We start from the raw sequence: 21,691 nt of genomic DNA, 5'->3' as shown, positions 1-21,691 counted from the left end.
GTCTGGCGTGGTTGGGCAGGCGGCCGGTCGTGCGCGCGACGGGTCTCGCGTTTGGCGGATGGCCGCGTGGGTTCGTCTGTTAGTGCGTCGGGTGCTTTACAGGCTGCTTTCCTGGCGGCTCGGCAGGCTGCCCTGGCGTGCTGCTGGGCCGGGAGGCTTTCGCGTGCGGTGCCTCGCTCGCGTTGGGCGTACTCGCCCGAAGTGCAGGACGTTTTCTACGAGCACGTCCATTGTGCGCCGGATCGCGCCACGAAGCGCTTCCCGGCACTTTTTAGGGCAATCAGGCCGCCGTGCCCGCCATCTGCGCGACGATAGCCGGCTTGGCGGGCGTGCCCGCCGAGACAGTCAGGACCTCGTAGCCCGTTTCGGTCACGAGCACCGTGTGCTCCCACTGCGCCGAGAGACTGCGGTCTTTCGTCTTGACGGTCCATTGGTCCGGCATGGTGCGGATGTCGCGGCGGCCGGCGTTGATCATCGGCTCGACGGTGAAGATCATGCCGGGCACGAGCTCGATGCCCGTGCCGGGGCGGCCGTAGTGCAGCACCTGCGGGTCTTCGTGGAACACCGTGCCGATGCCGTGGCCGCAGTATTCGCGCACCACGCTGTAGCCCTGGCTTTCGGCGTAGCGCTGGATGGCATGGCCGATGTCGCCCAGATGGCCGCCGGGACGCACCTGGTCGATGCCGAGCCACATGCATTCATACGTGGTCTGCACGAGGCGTTTGGCGAGGATCGAGCCTTCGCCGACGATGAACATGCGGCTCGTGTCGCCGAAATAGCCGTCCTTGATGACGGTGATGTCGATATTGAGCGCGTCGCCGTTCTTCAGCGCCTTGTCGCCCGGAATACCGTGACAGATCACGTCGTTCACGGAGGTGCAGATCGCCTTCGGGTAGGGCGGATAGCCGGGCGGCTGATAGTTCAGCGGCGCGGGCACCGTGCCCTGCACATTGGTCATGTATTCGTGGCACAGGCGGTCGAGTTCACCTGTCGTCACGCCAGCGGTGACGAACGGCGTGATGTAGTCGAGCACCTCGCTCGCCAGGCGGCAGGCGACGCGCATTTGCGCGATGTCTTGTTCGTTCTTGATCGAAATGGCCATGGTATGCGCCCGAAAATGCAGTCGAATATTGAATTATCGCACCTAATGCGGGTGGTCGCTGACTTTCGCAAAGGCGGGGCGCGATCCGCCACGCGCTTTCGTGCCATATTCCGCGGGTAATAGCTGTCTTGAGTAAGGGGCAGTTTGCGTGCTATACTCTTCGGCTAAGTCGCTTCCCATGTCTTTCGAATTCATCTTCGGGATTTGTGCGGGAGAGTGGCTGAATCCGCCGTTGCCGCGGAGTGCTTTGCCGGGAGTGAATCCTGGCGGGTGCGCGAAGAACATTCGGAAGCATCTTCTTCAGGCAGCACACTCGCAAGCCGGCGCACCCAGGGTGTCGGGCGCGTCGATCTCCGGAAAAGGGAGGGCGCACCGATACGGCAGCCGGCTTCAGACCCAAACCCTTGCGGAGAATTGAAACATGGCAGTTACCATGCGCCAGATGCTGGAAGCCGGTGTCCACTTCGGTCACCAAACGCGCTTCTGGAACCCGAAGATGGCCCCCTTCATTTTCGGCCATCGCAACAAGATTCACATCATCAACCTCGAAAAGACGCTGCCGATGTACAACGACGCGCTGAAGTACGTGCGTCAACTGGCAGCGAACCGCGGCACGATCCTGTTCGTCGGCACGAAGCGTCAATCGCGTGACACGATCGCTGAAGAGGCAAACCGCGCTGGTATGCCGTTCGTGAACGCGCGCTGGCTCGGCGGCATGCTGACCAACTTCAAGACGCTGAAGGTTTCGATCAAGCGCCTGAAGGACATGGAAGCAGCTGTGGAAGCGGGCGAGCTCGAGAAGATGAGCAAGAAGGAAGCCCTCCTGTTCGAACGCGAAATCGCCAAGCTGCAAAAGTCGATCGGCGGCGTGAAGGACATGGGCGGCATTCCGGACGCAATTTTCGTGGTCGACGTCGGCTATCACAAGATTGCCGTGACGGAAGCGAACAAGCTGGGCATCCCCGTGATCGCCGTGGTCGATACGAACCACTCGCCGGAAGGCATCGATTACGTCATCCCGGGTAACGACGACGCCAGCAAGGCTGTCGCGCTGTACACGCAAGGCGTGGCTGACGCGATCCTCGAAGGCCGTGCAAACTCGGTGAACGAAGTGGTTGCAGCTGTGCGCGGCAACGACGGCGACGACGAGTTCGTCGAGGTCAACCCGGAGGCGTAAGCTGCCCCCGTGTCCGGCAAGAAAAGGGGGCTTTCCATAGGCCCCTTTTTTTTAAGCCACGACTTTCGTCGCCGCGTCATATGCGCGGCACCGTAGCCCTGTAGAAGCAGCTGTAAAAAAGCGTTTCACCGCAGGCGGAAACGGAAACGAATTTCTGCCGGCCGCGTCGAAAGGCGGGCGGCGTGTACCAGACAGACTCAAGGAGCGAATGATGGCGGCAATTACCGCAAGCATGGTGGCAGAACTGCGCGCGAAGACCGACGCGCCGATGATGGAATGCAAGAAGGCGCTGACGGAAGCCGACGGCGACCTGGCGCGTGCTGAAGAACTGCTGCGCGTGAAGCTCGGCAACAAGGCCAGCAAGGCCGCTTCGCGCGTGACGGCTGAAGGCGTGATCGCTTCGTTCATCGGTGCCAACGCTGGTGCGATCGTCGAACTGAACTGCGAAACCGACTTCGTCTCGAAGAACGACGACTTCATCGACTTCTCGAAGAAGATCGCCGAACTGATCGCCACGCAAAACCCGGCTGACGTCGCGGCTCTCTCGGCACTGCCGCTGGACGGCTCGACGGTCGACGCAGTGCGTCTCGCGCTCGTCGGCAAGATCGGCGAAAACCTCTCGATCCGCCGCTTCGCGCGTTTCGAAACCGCCAACAAGCTGGCTGCCTACCTGCACGGCACGCGTATCGGCGTGCTGGTCGAGTACACGGGCGCAGACGAGCAAGTGGGCAAGGACGTCGCGATGCACATCGCCGCGATGAAGCCGGTCTCGCTGTCGTCGGACGACGTTCCGGCCGACCTGATCGCCAAGGAGCGCAGCATCGCCGAGCAGAAGGCAGCCGAATCGGGCAAGCCGGCTGAGATCGTCGCGAAGATGGTTGAAGGTTCGGTCCAGAAGTACCTGAAGGAAGTCTCGCTCCTGAACCAGCCGTTCGTTAAGAACGACAAGCAGACGATCGAGCAGATGCTCAAGGCTGCTGGCACGACGGTGCAGAAGTTCGCCCTCTTCGTGGTGGGCGAAGGCATCGAGAAGCGCCAGGATGACTTCGCTGCCGAAGTGGCCGCGCAAGTCGCTGCTGCAAAGCAGCAATAAGACGGAAAGTCCGCCTGCCGTGTGTTACGCGGCAGGTGGCGCCGCAGTTGTTGCAGCATCGCAGTTGGTTGAGTTGTAAGCCGTGGCGAAGCAATTTGCCATGGCGGGCAGCGTAGCGACGACGCGCATGGTAGTCCCCCGCCGTGCGCGGCGTCGGAAATCTTCGCTATTTCTGGCGGCGCTTGCCCGAAGCCGTATTTCACCCCTACAGTTTCAAGTTATTGCCCTTTGCGCGCGATCCTGGATACCTCCATGCCCACACCCGCCTATAAACGCGTCCTGCTCAAACTTTCCGGCGAAGCCCTGATGGGCGATGATGCTTTTGGCATCAATCGCGCCACGATCGAACGTATGGTGGCAGACGTGGCCGAGGTGGTGCGTCTCGGCACCCAACTCGCAGTCGTGATCGGCGGCGGCAACATTTTCCGCGGCGTCGCGGGCGGCGCAGCCGGTATGGACCGCGCAACGGCCGACTACATGGGCATGCTCGCCACGATGATGAACGCGCTCGCGCTGCAGGACGCCATGCGTCACGCGGGTATCGAGGCGCGCGTGCAGTCGGCGCTGCGCATGGACCAGGTCGTCGAGCCGTACATCCGCCCCCGTGCGATCCGCCAGCTCGAAGAAGGCAAGGTCGTGATTTTCGCCGCGGGCACGGGCAACCCGTTCTTCACCACCGACACGGCTGCTGCGCTGCGCGGCTCGGAAGTCGGCGCCGAAGTCGTGCTGAAGGCCACCAAGGTCGACGGCGTCTACTCGGCCGACCCGAAGAAGGACCCGACCGCAACGCGTTACTCGACGATCAGCTTCGATGAGGCAATTGGCCGCAACCTGCAGGTCATGGACGCCACCGCGTTCGCACTGTGCCGCGACCAGAAGCTGCCGATCCGGGTTTTTTCCATCGTCAAGCCGGGTGCGCTCAAGCGCATCGTTCTGGGCGAAGACGAAGGTACGCTCGTCCACGTGTAAACTCTCGTCTTACGAGAGGTTCGAACACGGGCCGCGCCGCCCATCAGCGCGCTGGCGGGCCCGTTCCGTTATGAAGGTTCGGAGGTATCAAAATGGCTGTGGCTGACATCAAGAAGGGCGCCGAGCAGAAAATGCAGCGCTCGATCGACGCGTTCAAGAGCGATCTGGCGAAAATCCGCACGGGCCGCGCCCATACCGGTCTGCTCGATCACATCCAGGTCGACTACTACGGCTCGCCCGTGCCCATCTCGCAAGTCGCCAACCTCACGCTCGTCGACGCACGTACGATCGGCGTTCAGGCGTGGGAAAAGAAGATGGTGCCGGTGATCGAAAAGGCGATCCGCGAGTCGGATCTCGGCCTGAACCCGGCCACGCACGGCGACCTGATCCGCGTGCCGATGCCCGCACTGACCGAAGAGCGCCGCAAGGAGCTCACGAAGGTCGTCAAGAACGAAGGTGAAACGGCGAAGGTGGCCGTGCGTAACCTGCGTCGCGACGCGAACGAACAGCTCAAGAAGCTCGTGAAGGACAAGGAAATTTCCGAAGACGACGAGCGCCGTGGCGGCGACGAAGTCCAGAAGCTGACTGACCGCTTCGTGACCGAGATCGACAAGCTCGTCCAGACGAAGGAAGCCGAGATCATGACGGTCTGAAGCCTTAGGGCTTCCAGATTCGCCAGATTTCCGGCGCTTTCCCTTTTTCACCGCAGTTACAGTCCGACGGCCATGACCTATACCAGCTCAACCGTTCGCGTGCCCGAGGTGGCGGCCGTGCCGCGCCACATCGCGATCATCATGGACGGCAATGGCCGTTGGGCAACCCAGCGCCGCCTGCCGCGCGTCGCAGGCCACACGCGCGGCGTCGACGCTGTGCGCTCGGTTGTCGAATCGTGCGTGGAGCGCGGCGTCGAATACGTCACGCTGTTCGCCTTCAGCTCCGAGAACTGGCGCCGTCCGACCGACGAAGTGTCGTTCCTCATGCGTCTTTTCGTCACCGCGCTCGAGCGCGAAGTGGCGCGCCTGCACGCGAACGGCATCCGCCTGCGCGTGGTCGGCGACCTGTCGATGTTCAACGAGCGCATCCAGGACCTGATTCGCCGCGCGGAAACCAAGACCGCGCGCAACACCCGTCTCACGCTCACGATCGCCGCGAACTACGGCGGCCGCTGGGACATCCTCCAGGCCACGCGCAAGCTCGTCGAGGAGGCCGCGACCACGGGTCAGCCAGTGGCGGTCACCGAAGACACGTTGTCCCAGCATCTGGCAATGGCGTATGCGCCCGAACCCGATCTCTTCATCCGCACGGGCGGCGAGCAGCGGGTGAGCAACTTCCTGCTCTGGCAACTCGCCTACGCCGAGTTCTATTTCACCGACACGTTCTGGCCGGATTTCGACGCCGAAGCGCTCAGCCGCGCCATTGCGTCGTATGCCGAGCGCGAGCGCCGCTTTGGCCGCACGAGCGCGCAGGTCGTCTCCCAGAACGCCGATTCCCTTTCATGCTAAAGACCCGCGTCATTACGGCGCTCGTCCTGCTGGCAGTCTTCCTGCCCATCACGTTGTTCGCGCCCGTGGCGGCGTTCGGCGCGCTGATCGGGGTCGTGGTCGTGTTCGCCGCGTGGGAGTGGGCGCGCCTCCTGAAGGCGGGCGCGGCCGGCTCGATCGTCTATGCCGTGATCGCGGCGGCCGTTGTCGCGCTCAGTACGCGGCTGCCGGCGCCCCGGCCGCTCTTTCAGGCGGCGGGCGTGTTCTGGGTGATCGCCGGCCCGTACGTCCTGCTGCGCAAGCCCGTGCTAGCCGCAGGCGCCTGGCGCGCTTTCCTGCTGGCCGCGGGGCTCGTTATCTTCGCGGCCTGCTGGCACGCGCTCGTAGCGGCGCGCGCGGCGGGCGTGGCGTTTGTTTTGTCCCTGCTGCTCGTGGTGTGGCTGGCCGATATCGGCGCATACTTTGCAGGTAAGGCATTCGGAAAGCATAAGCTCGCTCCTTCGATCAGCCCCGGCAAAACCTGGGAGGGCGCCGTGGGCGGCTGGGCCGCCGTGATGGTGGTGTCCGGCGCGGCGATCGCGCTGCACGCGTTCGAACCCACGCTGTATTCCGCGCTCGCCGCCCAGAACGGGTTTGGGCGCGCGCTTTTCGTACTTACCGTGCTGGTCGCGTTCAGCGTGATCGGCGATCTGTTCGAGTCGATGCTGAAGCGCCAGGCTGGCGTGAAGGATTCGAGCGGCCTCCTGCCGGGCCACGGCGGAGTCCTCGACCGCATCGACGCGCTGCTGCCCGTGCTGCCGCTTGCCATGCTGCTGCTCGGCTAAAGGCGCCTGGCTAGAGACGCTCGGTTAGAGATTTGAATATGCAAAAACGACTCACACTGCTCGGTTCCACGGGCTCCATTGGCGACAGCACGCTCGACGTCGTCGCGCGTCATTCGCAACGCTTCTCGGTCTATGCGCTCACCGCGCACCGTAACGGCGAAAAGCTCGTCGAACAATGCCTGCGTTTTGCGCCCGAAGTGGCCGTGGTCGGCGACGCCGATACCGCCGCACAGGTCGAGCGCAAGCTGCGCGAGGCCGGTTCGAAGACCGTCGTGACCTACGGGCCGCAGGCGCTCGTCGAAGTTTCGAAGAGCGACGGCTGCGACACGGTGGTCGCGGCCATCGTCGGCGCGGCGGGTCTTGCGCCCACGCTGGCAGCGGCGAAGGCTGGCAAGCAGATCCTGCTCGCCAACAAGGAAGCGCTCGTGATGTCGGGCGACATCTTCATGAACGCCGTGTCCGACAGCGGCGCCGTGCTGCTGCCGCTCGACAGCGAGCACAATGCCGTGTTCCAGTGCTTTCCGCACGAGAGCGCGCAGCGTGACGGCGTCACGAAGATCATCCTGACCGCTTCGGGCGGCCCGTTCCGCACGCGCGAGCCCTCGACGCTCGTGAACGTCACGCCCGACGAGGCCTGCAAGCACCCGAACTGGTCCATGGGCCGCAAGATTTCCGTCGACTCGGCCACGATGATGAACAAGGGCCTCGAAGTGATCGAGGCGCACTACCTGTTCGATCTGCCGGGCGAGCGCATCGACGTGCTGATTCACCCGCAGAGCGTGATCCATTCGATGGTCTCGTACGCCGACGGTTCGGTGCTCGCGCAACTAGGCAACCCCGATATGCGCACGCCGATCGCGCACGCGCTCGCGTACCCGGATCGTGTCGATTCCGGCGTGGCGCAACTGGATCTCGCGCAAATCGCGACGCTCACGTTCGAAAAGCCCGACTACGCGCGCTTTCCGTGTCTCGCGCTCGCCATGCAGGCACTGTCCGCCGGCGGCGTGGCGAGTGCGGCGCTCAATGCGGCGAACGAAGTCGCCGTGGAAGCCTTTTTGAACCGGCGCATCGGCTTCATGGCCATCGCCCAGACGGTAGATGCCGTACTCAACGCGCTCGAGAACCGCAACGCGTCGAGTCTCGAAGTCGTGCTCGAAGCCGACGCGGCCGCCCGCCGCGCGGCTCACACCATCATCGACAGCCTGCCGGTGCCGGCCTGACAGGTCAGCGAGGGGCTTGCGGAAGGGCCCTTGTGGCCCCTCAGGCACGCGAGCCCGACCTCGGGGCCGCTCCCGCACCGGTGCGCTGCTTCCAGCCCAGGAGGCGCTCATGAACCTGCTTACCGAACTGGTCGCATTCGTCGTGGCGATCGGCGTGCTGGTCGTTGTGCACGAATACGGGCACTACAGCGTCGCGCGCTTGTGCGGCGTGAAGGTGCTGCGTTTCTCGATCGGTTTTGGGCGGCCGCTCGTCCAGTGGGTCAGCAAGAAGAGCGGCACCGAATGGACCATCGCGGCGCTGCCGCTCGGCGGCTACGTGAAGATGCTCGACGAGCGCGAGTCGCCCGACCAGATTCCCGCGAGCGATTTGCCCCACGCGTTCAACCGCCAGTCGGTCGGCAAGCGCATTGCGATCGTCGCGGCCGGGCCGATCGCCAATTTCGTGCTGGCTATCGTGCTCTTTGCGGTGGTCTACGCGAGCGGTGTGACCGAACAGAAGGCCATCGTCGCGGCGCCGCCCGCGCAATCGGCGGCGGCGCGGGCCGGCTTCCAGGGCGGGGAAACCATTCTTTCGGTGAGCGATGCAAACGGCAGTCGCACCGAGCCCGTGCGTTCGTGGTCCGACCTGCGCTGGAAACTGCTCAGCACGGCGTTCGATCAGGGCCATGTCGTGCTTGCCGCGCGTGACGGCGAGGGCACCTACGATTTCCCGCTCGATCTCTCGCAACTGACCAGCAAGGATCTCGACGACGACTTCATGGCGAAGCTCGGCCTCGAGGCCGGCGGCAACACGCTCAAGGTAGCGGCAGTGGAAGCGGGTAGTGCGGCGCAACATGCCGGGCTGCAAGCGGGGGATCAACTGCGCGCCGTCGATGGCCGGACCGTGGACAGCGCAAGCACTTTCATCGCCTACGTGAAGGCTCACGCGGGCAAGCCCGTGCGGCTCACGGTCGCCCGCGGCGACGCTGCCCAGAACACCCTGCAGACGCTCACGCTCACGGTTACGCCGACGTTGCAGCGCGACGCGCAGACCGGCGAAGAAGTGGGTCGAATCGGCGCCGCGCTCGCGGCACAGGCGCCTTCCGTGGACGTGCGTTACGGGCCGCTCGAGAGCGTGCGGCTCGGTGCGTATCGCACGTGGGACATCGCAGTGTATTCGCTGCGGATGTTCGGCCGCATGATCACGGGCGAAGCGTCGCTGAAGAATCTGTCGGGGCCGGTGACGATTGCTGACTATGCCGGCAAGAGCGCGCGACTGGGCCCCTCCGCGTTCCTGTCGTTCCTCGCCCTCGTGAGCATCAGCCTCGGCGTATTGAATCTGCTCCCAATTCCGGTATTGGACGGGGGGCATCTGTTATATTATGCGGTTGAAGCCGTAACGGGCAAAGCCGTCTCGGACCGCTGGCAGCTCGTGCTGCAGCGCGCGGGACTTGCCTGCATCGTCGCACTGTCGGCGATCGCGTTGTTCAACGATCTGGCTCGGTTAATCCATTTTTAAAGATGTCTGGCGGCGTCCGAGGGCGGGCCGCCTGACCTGATGCAGCTATACATAATTGGGGAAGCACGTTGTTTAGACCTCATCGCTTGGTTCCAAAAACGGTTGCGGCCGCGGCGATCGCCGCACATGGACTCGTTGCGCACGCAGCAACGACGCCTTTCGTGGTTCAGGACATTCGCATCGAAGGGCTGCAACGCGTCGAGCCGGGCACGGTGTTCGCCTACCTGCCGATCAAGCAGGGCGACACCTTCACCGACGACAAGGCGTCCGAGGCCATCCGCGCACTCTATGCGACGGGCTTCTTCAACGACGTGAAGATCGCCGCTGAAGGCGGCGTGGTGGTGGTGCAGGTGCAGGAACGCCCGGCCATCGGCACGATCGACTTTGCGGGCATCAAGGAATTCGACAAGGACAACCTGACCAAGGCGCTGCGCGCGGTCGGTCTCTCGCAAGGCCGCTACTACGACAAGGCGCTCGTGGACAAGGCCGAGCAGGAGCTCAAGCGCCAGTACCTCACGCGCGGCTTCTACGCCGCCGAGGTCACGACCACGGTCACGCCGATCGACCGCAATCGCGTCGGTCTGCTGTTCTCGGTGGTCGAAGGTCCGAGCGCGAAGATCCGCCAGATCAACTTCATCGGCAACAAGACGTACAGCAGCGGCACGCTCCTCTCGGAGATGCAGCTGTCCACGCCGAACTGGTTCTCGTGGTACACGAAGAACGACCTCTACTCGAAGGAAAAGCTCACGGGCGACCTCGAGAACGTGCGCTCGTACTACCTGAATCACGGCTACCTCGAGTTCAACATCGACTCGACGCAGGTCTCGATCTCGCCCGACAAGAAGGACATGTACCTCACCATCGGCATTCACGAAGGTGAGCCGTACAAGGTGTCGGGTGTCCAGCTGTCGGGCAACCTGCTCGACCGCGAGGCCGAACTCAGGAAGCTCATCAAGATCAAGCCGGGCGATACCTTCTCGGCCGAGAAGCTGCAAGCCACGACCAAGGCCATCGTCGACAAGCTCGGCGAATACGGCTACGCGTTCGCGACCGTCAATGCGCTGCCGCAGATCGACCAGGCGAATCACACGGTCAACCTCACGCTGCAGGTCGATCCGAGCCGCCGCGTGTACGTGCGCCGCATCAACGTGGTGGGCAACACGCGTACCCGCGACGAAGTCGTGCGCCGCGAAATGCGCCAGCTTGAAAGCTCGTGGTTCGATTCGAACCGCCTCGCGCTCTCGAAGGACCGCATCAACCGTCTGGGCTACTTCACCGACGTCGACGTGACCACGGTGCCCGTGGAAGGCACGGCCGACCAGGTCGACGTGAACGTGAAGGTTGCCGAAAAGCCGACCGGCGCGATCACACTGGGCGCGGGCTTCTCGTCAACCGACAAGGTGGTGCTGTCGGCGGGCGTGTCGCAGGACAACGTGTTCGGTTCGGGCACGTCGCTCTCGCTGAACGTGAACACCGCGAAGACGTACCGCACGCTGGCCCTCACGCAGGTGGACCCGTACTTCACGGTGGACGGCATCAAGCGCATTACCGACGTCTACTACCGTACGTACCAGCCGCTGTACTACTCGACCGATTCGAGCTTCCGCATCATCACGATGGGCGGCGACCTGAAGTTCGGCATCCCGTTCTCGGAAGTCGACACGGTCTACTTCGGCGCGGGCTTCGAGCAGGACACGCTCGACGTCGACTCGAACACGCCGCAGAGCTACATCGACTACGTGAACGAGTTCGGCCGCGTGTCGAACAACGTGCCGCTCACGGTGGGCTGGTCGCGCGACGCGCGTGACAGCGCGCTCGTGCCGAGCAAGGGCTACTTCACGCAGGCGAATGCCGAGTACGGCACGCCGGTTGGCGGTACGCAGTACTACAAGGCCGACGTGCAGGCCCAGTACTACTACTCGTTCGCGCGCGGCTTCGTGCTGGGCCTGAACTTCCAGGGCGGCTACGGTAACGGCCTGAGCGGCAAGCCGTACCCGATCTTCAAGAACTACTACGCGGGCGGTATTGGTTCGGTGCGTGGCTACGAGCCAAGTTCGCTCGGTCCGCGCGACAAGACCACGAATGACCCGATCGGCGGTTCGAAGATGATCGTCGGTAACGTCGAGTTGACCTTCCCGCTGCCGGGCACGGGCTATGACCGCACGCTGCGCGTCTTTACGTTCGTCGATGGTGGTAACGTCTGGGGCACGGAAGGCAACAGCACTGGCGCGAACGGCCTGCGTTACAGCTACGGTTTCGGTCTCGCGTGGATTTCGCCGATCGGCCCGCTCAAGCTGAGCCTTGGCTTCCCGCTCGTCAAGCACGAAGGCGACCAGTACCAGAAGTTCCAGTTCCAGATCGGGACGGCGTTCTGACGTATGTTTTGCCCGGCTGTTGCGCGCACCGCGCGCAGCGCCGGAATCCAGGAAACGAGAGGATGACTTTGCTAACGGGTATGTTTTCCAGACGGACGATCGGGGCGATTGCCGTGTCGCTGGCGCTCCTCGGTGTTGGCATGGGTGTGGCGCAGGCGCAGGAAGCCAGGATCGCGGCGGTCAATTCCGATCGCATCCTGCGCGAATCCGCTCCCGCGAAGGCCGCGCAGACCAAGCTCGAAGCCGAGTTCGCCAAGCGCGACAAGGATCTGCAGGACATGGCGCAACGCCTGAAGTCGATGTCCGATTCGCTCGACAAGAACGGCCCGTCGATGTCGCCGACCGATCGCGCGCAGAAGCAGCGCGACCTTTCCGCGCTCGACAGCGACTTCCAGCGCAAGCAGCGCGAATTCCGCGAAGACCTGAACCAGCGCCGCAATGAAGAACTGGCGGCAGTGCTCGACCGCGCGAACAAGGTGATCAAGCAGATCGCCGAGCAGCAGCACTACGACCTGATCGTGCAGGAAGCGGTGTACGTGAGCCCGCGCATCGACATCACCGATCAGGTGCTGAAGGCGCTCGCGGCGAACAGCGCCGGCAGTGGTAGCAGCAGCAACTAAAGCAACGAAAAGTCACTACAGGCAACTAAGGCAGGAGCAGCACGCGCATGGCATTTACGCTTGAGGACATTGTCGGGCGGTTCGGCGGCGAGGTGGTGGGCGATGCGACGCAACGCGTCAGTTCGCTGGCGCCGCTCGACCAGGCGGGTCCGCAACAGCTCGCGTTCCTCGCGAATCCGAAGTATCTCGCCCAGGTGGAGACGACCCGCGCGGGCGCTGTGCTCATCAGCCCCGGCGACCTCGAGAAGCTCGCATCGCGCGAGGGACGCAACTTCATCGTCACACCGAATCCGTATGCTTACTTCGCGCGTGTCGCGCAGGCGTATATCGACCTTGCCGCGCCGAAGGCGCAGCCCGGCATCCACGCCAGTGCCCACGTCGACGCGAAGGCGCAGGTTGCCGCGAGCGCGGTGATCGGCCCGAACGTCACGATTGAAGCGGGCGCCGTGATCGGCGAAAACGTCAGGCTTGACGCGAACGTCTTCATTGGCCGCGGCACCCAGGTGGGCGAGGGCTCGCACCTGTATCCGGGCGTGACCGTCTACCACAGCTGCAAGCTCGGCGCGCGTGCCATCGTGCATGCCGGCGCCGTGATCGGCTCGGACGGTTTTGGTTTTGCCCCCGATTTCACGGGCGAGGGCGACGCACGCACGGGTAGCTGGGTCAAGATTCCGCAGGTGGGCGGCGTGGCCATCGGGCCCGACGTCGAGATCGGCGCGAACACCACGATCGACCGCGGCGCGATGGCCGATACGATCATCGAAGAATGCGTGAAGATCGATAACCTCGTGCAGATCGGCCACAACTGCAAGATCGGTGCGTACACGGTCATCGCGGGCTGTGCCGGCATTGCGGGCAGCACGACGATCGGGCGCCATTGCATGATCGGCGGCGCGGTGGGCATTGCGGGGCACGTCACGCTGGCCGACTACGTGATCGTTACGGCAAAGTCGGGCGTCTCGAAGTCGTTGCCGAAGGCCGGCATCTACACGAGCGCCTTCCCGGCGGTCGATCACGCCGACTGGAACAAGAGCGCCGCGCTGTTGCGTAACATCGACAAGCTGCGCGACCGTATCAAGGCGCTCGAGGCGGCGGTTGCCCAGAAGCCGCAGGGCGAATAAGAAAGCAGTATCGAGGTGGCGGGCGGCGTGCCGCGCAAGCGGCGCGCCGCTTTGCCTAGCGAACGACCAAAGTTGCCCGCCCGGGGCTGCCCGCCCGGGGCTACCCGCCCGGGGCAATCCTCATGCACGGGAGCCCGGGCGTGGCGCATACTTCGCGTCAGCGCGGGCGTGTTTGGTCAAGCGCCTCGAATATCGAAATCGAAAGTCACACGCGCAATTCCTGCGTGAGCAGAACCACCATGAACATCGAAAAACTCAACTTCGACATCCACAAGATCCTCACGCTGTTGCCGCACCGCTATCCGTTCCTGATGGTGGACCGGGTTCTCGAGCTGGAGCCGCACAAGAGCATCAAGGCGTTGAAGAACGTGACGGTCAACGAGCCCTTTTTCACGGGGCACTTCCCGCAGCGTCCGGTGATGCCTGGCGTGATGATTCTCGAGGCGCTGGCGCAAACCGCCGCGCTGCTCACGTTCTCGGAGGAAGAGCAGGACTTCGAGAATACGCTGTACTACTTCGTGGGCATCGACGGTGCGCGCTTCAAGCGCGTAGTCGAGCCGGGCGACCAGCTCATCCTCAACGTGACGTTCGAGCGCTACATGCGCGGCATCTGGAAGTTCAAGGCGGTAGCCGAAGTCGAAGGCTCCGTGGCCTGCGAGGCGGAACTCATGTGCACCGTCAAGAAAATGGACGCGGCGCAATAAGAAGCGCCGCCGCATGCCGCAGCGCGCCTTGACCTCGAGGCGCCGCAGCACGGAAACAGAATCGGAGAGCGAGGACCAATGAGCAGGATCCATCCCACTGCGGTCGTCGAGTCGGGCGCGCAGATCGACGAATCGGTCGAAATCGGGCCGTTCGCGGTCATCGGTGCAAACGTCACCATCGGCGCCCGCACGACGGTCGGCTCGCATAGCGTGCTGGAAGGCCACACGACGATTGGCGAAGACAACTCGATCGGCCACTACGCGTCGATCGGCGGCCGTCCGCAGGACATGAAGTACAAGGGCGAGCCCACGAAGCTCGTAATTGGCAACCGCAACACGATCCGCGAGTTCACGACCCTGCATACGGGCACGGTGCAGGACACTGGCGTCACGATCATCGGCGACGACTGCTGGATCATGGCCTACGTGCACGTTGGCCACGATTGCCGTCTCGGCAACAACATCATCATGTCGAGCAACGCGCAGCTCGCGGGGCACGTGATCGTCGACGACCACGCGATCATCGGCGGCATGACCGGTGTGCACCAGTTCGTGCGCATTGGTACGCACTCGATGGTCGGCGGCGCCTCGGCGCTCGTGCAGGACGTGCCGCCGTTCGTGATCGCCGCCGGGAACAAGGCGGTGCCGCACGGCATCAACGTCGAAGGTTTGCGCCGTCGCGGCTTTTCGCCCGACGCGATTTCCGCGCTGCGCTCGGCATATCGCACGCTCTACAAGAACGGGCTCTCGCTCGAAGAGGCGAAGGTGCAGCTCGCCGATCTCGCGCAGGCGGGCGGCGATGGCGACGTGCACGTGAAGGCGCTGCTTGACTTCGTCGAGCAGTCGCAACGCGGCATCATTCGCTGATCGATGGCGCTGCAAACTCGTCCGCTACGCCTTGCGATGGTCGCCGGCGAGCCGTCCGGCGACCTGCTTGCGGCATCGCTGCTCGCGGGTCTCAAAGCCCGCTTGCCCGACACTACGCAGTACTACGGAATCGGCGGTCCGCGCATGACGGCCGCCGGTTTCGACGCGCACTGGCCCATGGAAAAGCTCTCGGTGCGTGGCTACGTCGAGGCGCTGCGGCACATTCCCGAGATTCTGCGCATCCGCAGCGAACTCAAGCACCAGTTGCTGGCCGATCCGCCTGACGCCTTCATCGGCGTGGATGCGCCTGACTTCAACTTCGGTCTGGAGCACGCGCTGCGCGACGCGGGCATTCCGACGATCCACTTTGTTTGCCCGTCGATCTGGGCATGGCGCGGCGGCCGCATCAAGAAGATCCAGAAGGCTGTGGATCACATGCTGTGCGTGTTCCCGTTCGAAACGGCGCTCCTCGAGAAGGCTGGGGTGGCCTCGTCATATGTGGGTCATCCGCTCGCCGACGAGATTCCGCTCGAACCGGACATGGCGGGTGCGCGCCGTGCGCTTGGCCTGCCGGAAAGCGGCCCGGTGATCGCGGTGCTGCCGGGCAGCCGCCGCTCGGAAATCAATCTGATCGGGCCGACCTTCTTCGACGCGATGCAGATCATGCAGCGGCGCGAGCCGGCGCTGCGCTTCGTCATGCCGGCGGCGACGCCCGCTATCCACGCGCAGTTGCAGGAACTCGCCAACGCGCACCAGGGTCTCGCGCTCACGATCATCGATGGCCAGTCGCAACTCGCCATGACGGCCGCCGACGCGATCCTCGTGAAAAGCGGCACGGTCACGCTCGAAGCGGCGCTGCTCAAGAAGCCGATGGTCATCTCCTACAAGGTGCCCTGGCTCACGGGGCAGATCATGCGCCGCCAGGCCTATCTGCCTTACGTGGGTTTGCCGAACATTCTCGCGGGCCGCTTCGTCGTGCCGGAAATCCTGCAGCATTTCGCGACGCCGGAGGCGCTTGCCGACGCGACGCTCACGCAGTTGCAGGACGAGGCAAACCGGCGCACGCTGACCGAGGTGTTCACGCAGATGCATCTGACCCTGCGCCAGAACACGGCGGAGCGTGCGGCCGAAGTGGTCGCGAGCATCGTCGAACGCCGCAAGGGGCGGGCATGAGCGAGGGTACGATCAAGCGCGCAAAAGCGCCGGCCGTGAAAAAGCCGCCGTCGCAGGCAGCACTCAAGCTTGCTGCGCGCCGCAAGGCAGCGCGGCAAGCCGGGCTGCTGTTCGAGTCGCCAGACGATGTCATTTGCGGCGTGGACGAGGCGGGGCGCGGGCCGCTGGCCGGGCCCGTGGTCGCGGCCGCCGTGATCCTCGATCCGGCCCGGCCGATTCGCGGGCTCGACGACTCGAAGGTGCTGACGGCGCAGGCTCGCGAAGCGCTCTACGAGCGCATCGTCGAACGCTCGCTCGCGTGGTGCGTTGCCTCCGCGAGCGTCGAGGAAATCGACACGCTCAACATCCTGCACGCAACGATGCTGGCGATGCGGCGTGCGGTCGAAGGCTTGAGCATCGTGCCGACGCTCGCGAAGATCGACGGCAATCGCTGCCCGGTGATGCCGGTGCGCAGCGAGGCGGTGATCGGCGGCGACGCGCTCGTGCCGAGCATTTCGGCGGCGTCGATCATCGCGAAAGTCACGCGCGACCGCATGCTCGTCGATCTGCACCAGGCGCATCCGCATTACGGTTTCGACGCCCACGCGGGCTACGGCACGCCGCAGCATCTCGAAGCGTTGCGCGTGCATGGTCCGTGCGAGCATCACCGGCGCTCGTTCGCGCCCGTGCGCGACGCGTACGCATTGCACGGCATCGTCCTCGCCGGTGCTTCGACGGTGGTCACTGCCGGCCCGGAAGAAGGCGACGCCTTCGCGCCACTGTCTTGAGCCGCTAATGGCGTCCCGCGCTAGCGGGCGCCATAGTGCGTAGTGCAGGCGCCGCTGTTCTTCTTTCTCTCGATCCTCATTAGACACGCCAGGCCCGCCCGTGAAAGCCATTACCTCGCGCGACAATCCGCTCTACAAACGCCTGAAGGCGTTGGCCGGCTCGACGCATCAACAGCGGCGCAGCCACCAGGCTTTGCTCGAAGGCTTCCACCTCGCGAGCGCCTGGCTCGATGGTGGTTCGCAGCCCGAATTCTGCGTGGTGACCGAAGGCGCGCTCACGCATGAGGAGGCTCAGGCCATCGTCGCCCGCGTGGACGAGCGCCGCGTGATCACGCTGCCCGACGCGCTCTTCGGGCAACTCTCGAACGTCGTGCATGGCGTAGGGTTGCTGCTGCTCGTCGACATGCCGGAGGCACAACTGCCCGAACGCGTCGGCTCGACTTGCCTCGTGCTCGACGGCTTGCAGGATGCTGGCAACGTCGGCTCGATCCTGCGCAGCGCGGCCGCCGCCGGCATCGACAAGGTTTTTTGCACGCCGGGCACGGCCTATGTGTGGTCGTCAAAGGTGCTGCGCTCGGCAATGGGCGCGCACTTTCTCCTGCAGGTGTTCGAGAACGTGGAGGCCGAAGCGCTCGTCGAGATGCTTGGCGTGCCGGTCGTCATCACCGATTCGCACGGGGCGCAGGCGATCGACGAGGCCGATCTCACGGGCCAGGTCGCATGGGTGTTCGGCAACGAAGGGGCGGGCGTGTCGCAGGTCTGGCGCGACGCGGCGGCGCTGCGCGTGACGATTCCGCAGCCGGGCGGCATGGAGTCGCTCAACGTCGCGGCGGCGGCGGCCGTGTGCGTGTTCGAGCAATGCCGGCAGCAACGGCATGCGCGTTGACGCTCGCAGCAGTCAGTAATAAAAAAGCCCGCGTCGTGACGCGGGCTTTTTTATTTCAGGCAGGCCGTTTCAATACGACGGCTTGTCGATGCGAATTTCCTGCAGGATCGTGGTGGCGATTTCCTCGATCGACTTGTGCGTTGACGAGAGCCACTTGATGCCTTCGCGGCGCATCATCGCCTCGGCTTCGTTCACTTCATAGCGGCAGTTTTCCAGCGCGGCGTACTTGCTGCCCGGACGCCGCTCGTTGCGGATCTCAGTGAGACGCTGCGGGTCAATTGAAAGGCCGAAAATCTTCGTGCGATGCGGCAGCAGCGAATTCGGCAGCTTGCCGCGCTCGAAATCGTCGGGAATCAGCGGATAGTTCGCGGCCTTCACGCCGTACTGCATGGCGAGGTAGAGGCTGGTAGGCGTTTTGCCGCTGCGTGACACGCCCACGAGGATCACATCGGCGTCGGCGAGGTTGCGGTCGGACTGGCCGTCGTCGTGCGCGAGCGAGAAGTTGATCGCCTCGATACGGTTCTTGTATTCGTCGGTGTCGGCGTTCTGGTGGCCGCGACCCATCGCGTGGCTCGACTTCAGTTCCAGCTCTTGCTCGAGCGGCTCCACGAAGGTCTGGAACATGTCCATCACGAGCGCATTCGCGCGCTTGACGATTTCGTTCGAATTGCTGTCCACGAGCGTTGTGAACACGATCGGCCGGCGGCCTTCCTGCACGGCGGCTTCGTTGATCTTCTCGGCGGTCGAGTAGGCCTTGTCGGTCGAATCGACAAACGGCACGCGCACGAGGCGGAATTTCTGGTCGAACTGCGACAGGATCGAATGCGCGAAGGTTTCGGCAGTGATCCCGGTACCGTCGGAGACGATGAATACGGTTGGCGGCATCGGTTGAGGCTGGGTACGTGAGCTGCAGGGCCGCTCGGGACAGGCTTGGGCGCCCGGAAAGCCCCGTCCGGCGGGACCGAGGGGCAATTCTCGCCGACTGGCACAAATTCCAGAGTCGGCACGGTAGAATAGCGGCAACCTGTTGGATAAGCAATTGCAGTGCAACCGCGCCAAACAGCCGCCTATCGCGGCGCATTCTGGTGTCAATTTGCAGCGATTCCATCTAACTCCATGTAATCGCGCGCATCTTCGTGCTTTTCCATTGAACGGAAATTCGCTCGGCGCCTGAGCGATTGCTTCTCCAACAGGTTGCGCAAGACGCGAATCCGCTTCCAATGGGCGGACCGCGTTCGAGCCCACTTGCGCAATCGTGAATTTTTTTCACACTTAGGGGCTTGTATGACTAACACCGTTGCCAAGGATCAGGCTTATGTAGTGCCTTTCGAGCAGTTGCGGATGACCGATGTCGAGATCGTGGGCGGCAAAAACGCCTCGCTCGGCGAAATGATCAGCCAGCTGGCTGAAGCAGGCGTGCGTGTGCCCACGGGCTTCGCGACGACTGCGCTCGCCTTCCGCGACTTCCTGAAACATAACAACCTGACCGAACGGATCGCCGCTCGTCTGGAGACGTTCGACGTCGACGACGTGAAGGCGCTGGCCGAAGCTGGCAAGGAGATCCGTCAATGGATCATCGACGCGCCGCTGCAGCCGAAGCTCGAAGCGGACATCCGCGCCGGCTTCGAAACGCTGCAGGCCGGTTCGCCGTCGGAGCTGTCGTTTGCCGTGCGTTCGTCGGCAACGGCGGAAGACTTGCCCGACGCATCGTTTGCCGGTCAACAGGAAAGCTACCTCAACGTGGTAGGCATCGAAGACGTGCTCGATCGCCTCAAGCACGTGTTCGCGTCGCTCTACAACGACCGCGCTATTTCCTATCGCGTCCACAAGGGCTTCACCCACGCCGAAGTCGCACTGTCGGCTGGCGTGCAGCGCATGGTCCGTTCGGACCGCGGCGCCGCAGGTGTGATGTTCACGCTCGACACGGAATCGGGCTTCAAGGACGCCGTCTTCATCACGTCGAGCTACGGCCTTGGTGAAACGGTTGTGCAGGGCGCCGTGAATCCGGACGAGTTCTACGTCTTCAAGACCACGCTCGCGCAGGGCAAGGCCCCGATCATCCGCCGCTCGATCGGCTCGAAGCTCATCAAGATGGAATTCACGCAGCCGGGCGAACCGGGCCGCGTGAAGACGGTCGACGTTACGCACGAACAGCGCAACCGCTTCTCGATCACCGACGAAGACGTGATCGAGCTGGCCAGGTACGCCGTCATCATCGAGCAGCACTACCAGCGTCCGATGGACATCGAGTGGGGCAAGGACGGCCTCGACGGCAAGATCTTCATTCTCCAGGCGCGTCCGGAGACGGTGAAGAGCCAGGCCGCGGGCAAGGTCGAGCAGCGCTTCAAGCTCAAGGGCCAGTCGCAGGTTCTGGCAACGGGCCGCGCAATCGGCCAGAAGATCGGCGCGGGCCGCGTGAAGGTGATTCACGATCCGTCCGAAATGGAACGCGTGCAGCCGGGCGACGTGCTGGTCGCCGACATGACCGACCCGAACTGGGAGCCGGTAATGAAGCGTGCGGCGGCGATCGTCACGAACCGTGGCGGGCGTACCTGCCACGCGGCGATCATCGCGCGTGAGCTGGGCGTGCCGGCAGTCGTTGGCTGCGGCGACGCGACCGACGTGCTGAAGGACGGTGCGCTCGTGACGGTGTCATGCGCGGAAGGCGACGAAGGCCGCATTTACGACGGTCTGCTCGAAACCGAAGTCAGCGAAGTCCAACGTGGCGAGCTGCCGGCCATTCCGGTCAAGATCATGATGAACGTCGGCAATCCGCAGCTCGCGTTCGACTTCTCGCAACTGCCGAACGCAGGTGTTGGCCTCGCGCGTCTCGAGTTCATCATCAACAACAACATCGGCGTTCACCCGAAGGCGATTCTCGAGTACCCGAACATCGACGCGGACCTGAAGAAGGCCGTGGAAAGCGTTGCGCGCGGCCATGCGTCGCCGCGCGCGTTCTACGTCGACAAGCTGACGGAAGGCATCGCCACGATCGCGGCGGCGTTCTATCCGAAGCCCGTCATCGTGCGTCTGTCCGACTTCAAGTCGAATGAGTACAAGAAGCTGATCGGCGGTTCGCGCTACGAGCCGGACGAAGAGAACCCGATGCTCGGTTTCCGCGGCGCGTCGCGTTACATCGCCGAGGACTTCGCGCAAGCGTTCGAAATGGAGTGCCTGGCGCTCAAGCGCGTGCGTGAAGAGATGGGTCTCACGAACGTCGAGATCATGGTGCCATTCGTGCGCACGCTCAAGCAGGCTGAGCGCGTGGTGGGCCTGCTCGAGAAGTTTGGCCTCAAGCGCGGCGTGAACGATCTCAAGCTCATCATGATGTGCGAAGTGCCGTCGAACGCGATTCTCGCCGAAGAGTTCCTGCAGTACTTCGATGGTTTCTCGATCGGTTCGAACGACCTCACGCAGCTCACGCTCGGCCTCGACCGGGACTCGGGCATGGAACTGCTGGCCGTCGACTTCGACGAGCGCGATCCGGCCGTGAAGTTCATGCTCAAGCGCGCGATCGAAACTTGCCGCCGCCTGAACAAGTACGTCGGCATCTGCGGTCAGGGCCCGTCCGACCACCCGGATTTCGCCCAGTGGCTCGCGGAAGAAGGCATCGCTTCGATCTCGCTGAACCCGGACTCGGTTGTCGAGACGTGGCAGCAGCTGGCGAAGTCGCAGTCGAAGTAAGCGTATTGCCGAGGGTGCGAATCCTCGGGGGAGCTTGACGCGGCTTCCTGAGCGGCGTTACACGCTGCGGAAAAAAGTGTCAGCTTCGTGCTATAACACCCCGGTCTATCCGGGGTGTTTTACTTTGGGA

19 protein-coding genes are annotated in these 21,691 nt (G+C 63.8%); 17 read left to right on the top strand and 2 right to left on the bottom strand.

The genetic code is table 11. The annotated features are described in order from the left end of the window. Window positions 1-280: 280 nt before the first annotated feature. Window positions 281-1,102: a type I methionyl aminopeptidase gene (gene map, locus U5A52_RS11915; protein ID WP_321908801.1), complete on the bottom strand. Its 822-nt coding sequence runs from the start codon at window positions 1,100-1,102 to the stop codon at window positions 281-283. Window positions 1,103-1,523: 421 nt separating this feature from the next. On the opposite strand from map, the gene rpsB reads away from it, so the two are divergent. From rpsB to U5A52_RS11835, 16 genes are all read left to right on the top strand, one after another. Continuing rightward, the gene (rpsB, locus tag U5A52_RS11910) at window positions 1,524-2,279 is read left to right on the top strand and encodes a 30S ribosomal protein S2 (RefSeq protein WP_112172807.1); all 756 of its coding nucleotides are present in this window, start codon (window positions 1,524-1,526) and stop codon (window positions 2,277-2,279) included. Window positions 2,280-2,490: 211 nt separating this feature from the next. After that, entirely contained in the window at window positions 2,491-3,372 is an 882-nt protein-coding gene (gene tsf / locus U5A52_RS11905; RefSeq protein WP_158757668.1) for a translation elongation factor Ts, read from the top strand. Between the two features lie 252 nt (window positions 3,373-3,624). Further along, a complete protein-coding gene (gene pyrH / locus U5A52_RS11900; protein ID WP_028204061.1) occupies window positions 3,625-4,341 on the top strand; it encodes a UMP kinase in 717 nt (238 codons plus the stop codon). A gap of 92 nt (window positions 4,342-4,433) precedes the next feature. Beyond that, on the top strand, window positions 4,434-4,994 hold the full coding sequence (frr, locus tag U5A52_RS11895; RefSeq protein WP_028204060.1) for a ribosome recycling factor: 561 nt from the start codon (window positions 4,434-4,436) through the stop codon (window positions 4,992-4,994). A gap of 72 nt (window positions 4,995-5,066) precedes the next feature. After that, window positions 5,067-5,843 (top strand): isoprenyl transferase, encoded by a 777-nt coding sequence (locus U5A52_RS11890; RefSeq protein WP_321908793.1) that lies wholly within the window; start codon window positions 5,067-5,069, stop codon window positions 5,841-5,843. Beyond that, window positions 5,837-6,646: a phosphatidate cytidylyltransferase gene (locus U5A52_RS11885; protein ID WP_321908791.1), complete on the top strand. Its 810-nt coding sequence runs from the start codon at window positions 5,837-5,839 to the stop codon at window positions 6,644-6,646. The genes U5A52_RS11890 and U5A52_RS11885 overlap by 7 nt, the downstream gene beginning before the upstream one ends. Before the next feature lie 38 nt (window positions 6,647-6,684). Next, window positions 6,685-7,866 carry a 1-deoxy-D-xylulose-5-phosphate reductoisomerase gene (locus U5A52_RS11880; RefSeq protein ID WP_321934865.1) on the top strand — a complete coding sequence of 394 codons (1,182 nt, stop codon included), beginning with the start codon at window positions 6,685-6,687 and terminating at the stop codon, window positions 7,864-7,866. A 109-nt stretch (window positions 7,867-7,975) separates the two neighbouring features. Next, on the top strand, window positions 7,976-9,364 hold the full coding sequence (gene rseP, locus U5A52_RS11875; RefSeq protein ID WP_321934864.1) for an RIP metalloprotease RseP: 1,389 nt from the start codon (window positions 7,976-7,978) through the stop codon (window positions 9,362-9,364). Window positions 9,365-9,432: 68 nt separating this feature from the next. Further along, window positions 9,433-11,739 (top strand): outer membrane protein assembly factor BamA, encoded by a 2,307-nt coding sequence (bamA, locus tag U5A52_RS11870; protein WP_321908786.1) that lies wholly within the window; start codon window positions 9,433-9,435, stop codon window positions 11,737-11,739. A gap of 68 nt (window positions 11,740-11,807) precedes the next feature. Further along, on the top strand, window positions 11,808-12,359 hold the full coding sequence (locus tag U5A52_RS11865) for an OmpH family outer membrane protein (protein ID WP_321909194.1): 552 nt from the start codon (window positions 11,808-11,810) through the stop codon (window positions 12,357-12,359). A 47-nt stretch (window positions 12,360-12,406) separates the two neighbouring features. Beyond that, complete coding sequence (gene lpxD / locus U5A52_RS11860; RefSeq protein WP_321934863.1) at window positions 12,407-13,480, top strand: UDP-3-O-(3-hydroxymyristoyl)glucosamine N-acyltransferase; 1,074 nt, start codon at window positions 12,407-12,409, stop codon at window positions 13,478-13,480. A 239-nt stretch (window positions 13,481-13,719) separates the two neighbouring features. Next, complete coding sequence (fabZ, locus tag U5A52_RS11855; protein WP_112172932.1) at window positions 13,720-14,184, top strand: 3-hydroxyacyl-ACP dehydratase FabZ; 465 nt, start codon at window positions 13,720-13,722, stop codon at window positions 14,182-14,184. Between the two features lie 78 nt (window positions 14,185-14,262). After that, window positions 14,263-15,051 (top strand): acyl-ACP--UDP-N-acetylglucosamine O-acyltransferase, encoded by a 789-nt coding sequence (lpxA, locus tag U5A52_RS11850; RefSeq protein ID WP_321934862.1) that lies wholly within the window; start codon window positions 14,263-14,265, stop codon window positions 15,049-15,051. Between the two features lie 3 nt (window positions 15,052-15,054). After that, window positions 15,055-16,224: a lipid-A-disaccharide synthase gene (gene lpxB, locus U5A52_RS11845; protein ID WP_321934861.1), complete on the top strand. Its 1,170-nt coding sequence runs from the start codon at window positions 15,055-15,057 to the stop codon at window positions 16,222-16,224. Continuing rightward, on the top strand, window positions 16,221-16,991 hold the full coding sequence (gene rnhB, locus U5A52_RS11840) for a ribonuclease HII (protein WP_321934860.1): 771 nt from the start codon (window positions 16,221-16,223) through the stop codon (window positions 16,989-16,991). The genes lpxB and rnhB overlap by 4 nt, the downstream gene beginning before the upstream one ends. A gap of 100 nt (window positions 16,992-17,091) precedes the next feature. Then, the gene (locus tag U5A52_RS11835) at window positions 17,092-17,877 is read left to right on the top strand and encodes an RNA methyltransferase (RefSeq protein ID WP_321934859.1); all 786 of its coding nucleotides are present in this window, start codon (window positions 17,092-17,094) and stop codon (window positions 17,875-17,877) included. A gap of 69 nt (window positions 17,878-17,946) precedes the next feature. Here U5A52_RS11835 and U5A52_RS11830 read toward each other — a convergent pair whose 3' ends face one another. After that, window positions 17,947-18,762 (bottom strand): pyruvate, water dikinase regulatory protein, encoded by an 816-nt coding sequence (locus tag U5A52_RS11830; protein ID WP_321908775.1) that lies wholly within the window; start codon window positions 18,760-18,762, stop codon window positions 17,947-17,949. 399 nt (window positions 18,763-19,161) lie between these two features. Here U5A52_RS11830 and ppsA point away from each other — a divergent pair, with 399 nt between their 5' ends. Beyond that, window positions 19,162-21,561, top strand: coding sequence for a phosphoenolpyruvate synthase (gene ppsA, locus U5A52_RS11825; protein ID WP_321908774.1), 2,400 nt, complete (start codon window positions 19,162-19,164; stop codon window positions 21,559-21,561). Window positions 21,562-21,691 lie beyond the last annotated feature (130 nt).

This window comes from Paraburkholderia sp. J8-2 (assembly GCF_905220195.1).
GTDB lineage: Bacteria > Pseudomonadota > Gammaproteobacteria > Burkholderiales > Burkholderiaceae > Paraburkholderia.
This window is presented reverse-complemented; position numbering and strand designations above follow the sequence as displayed.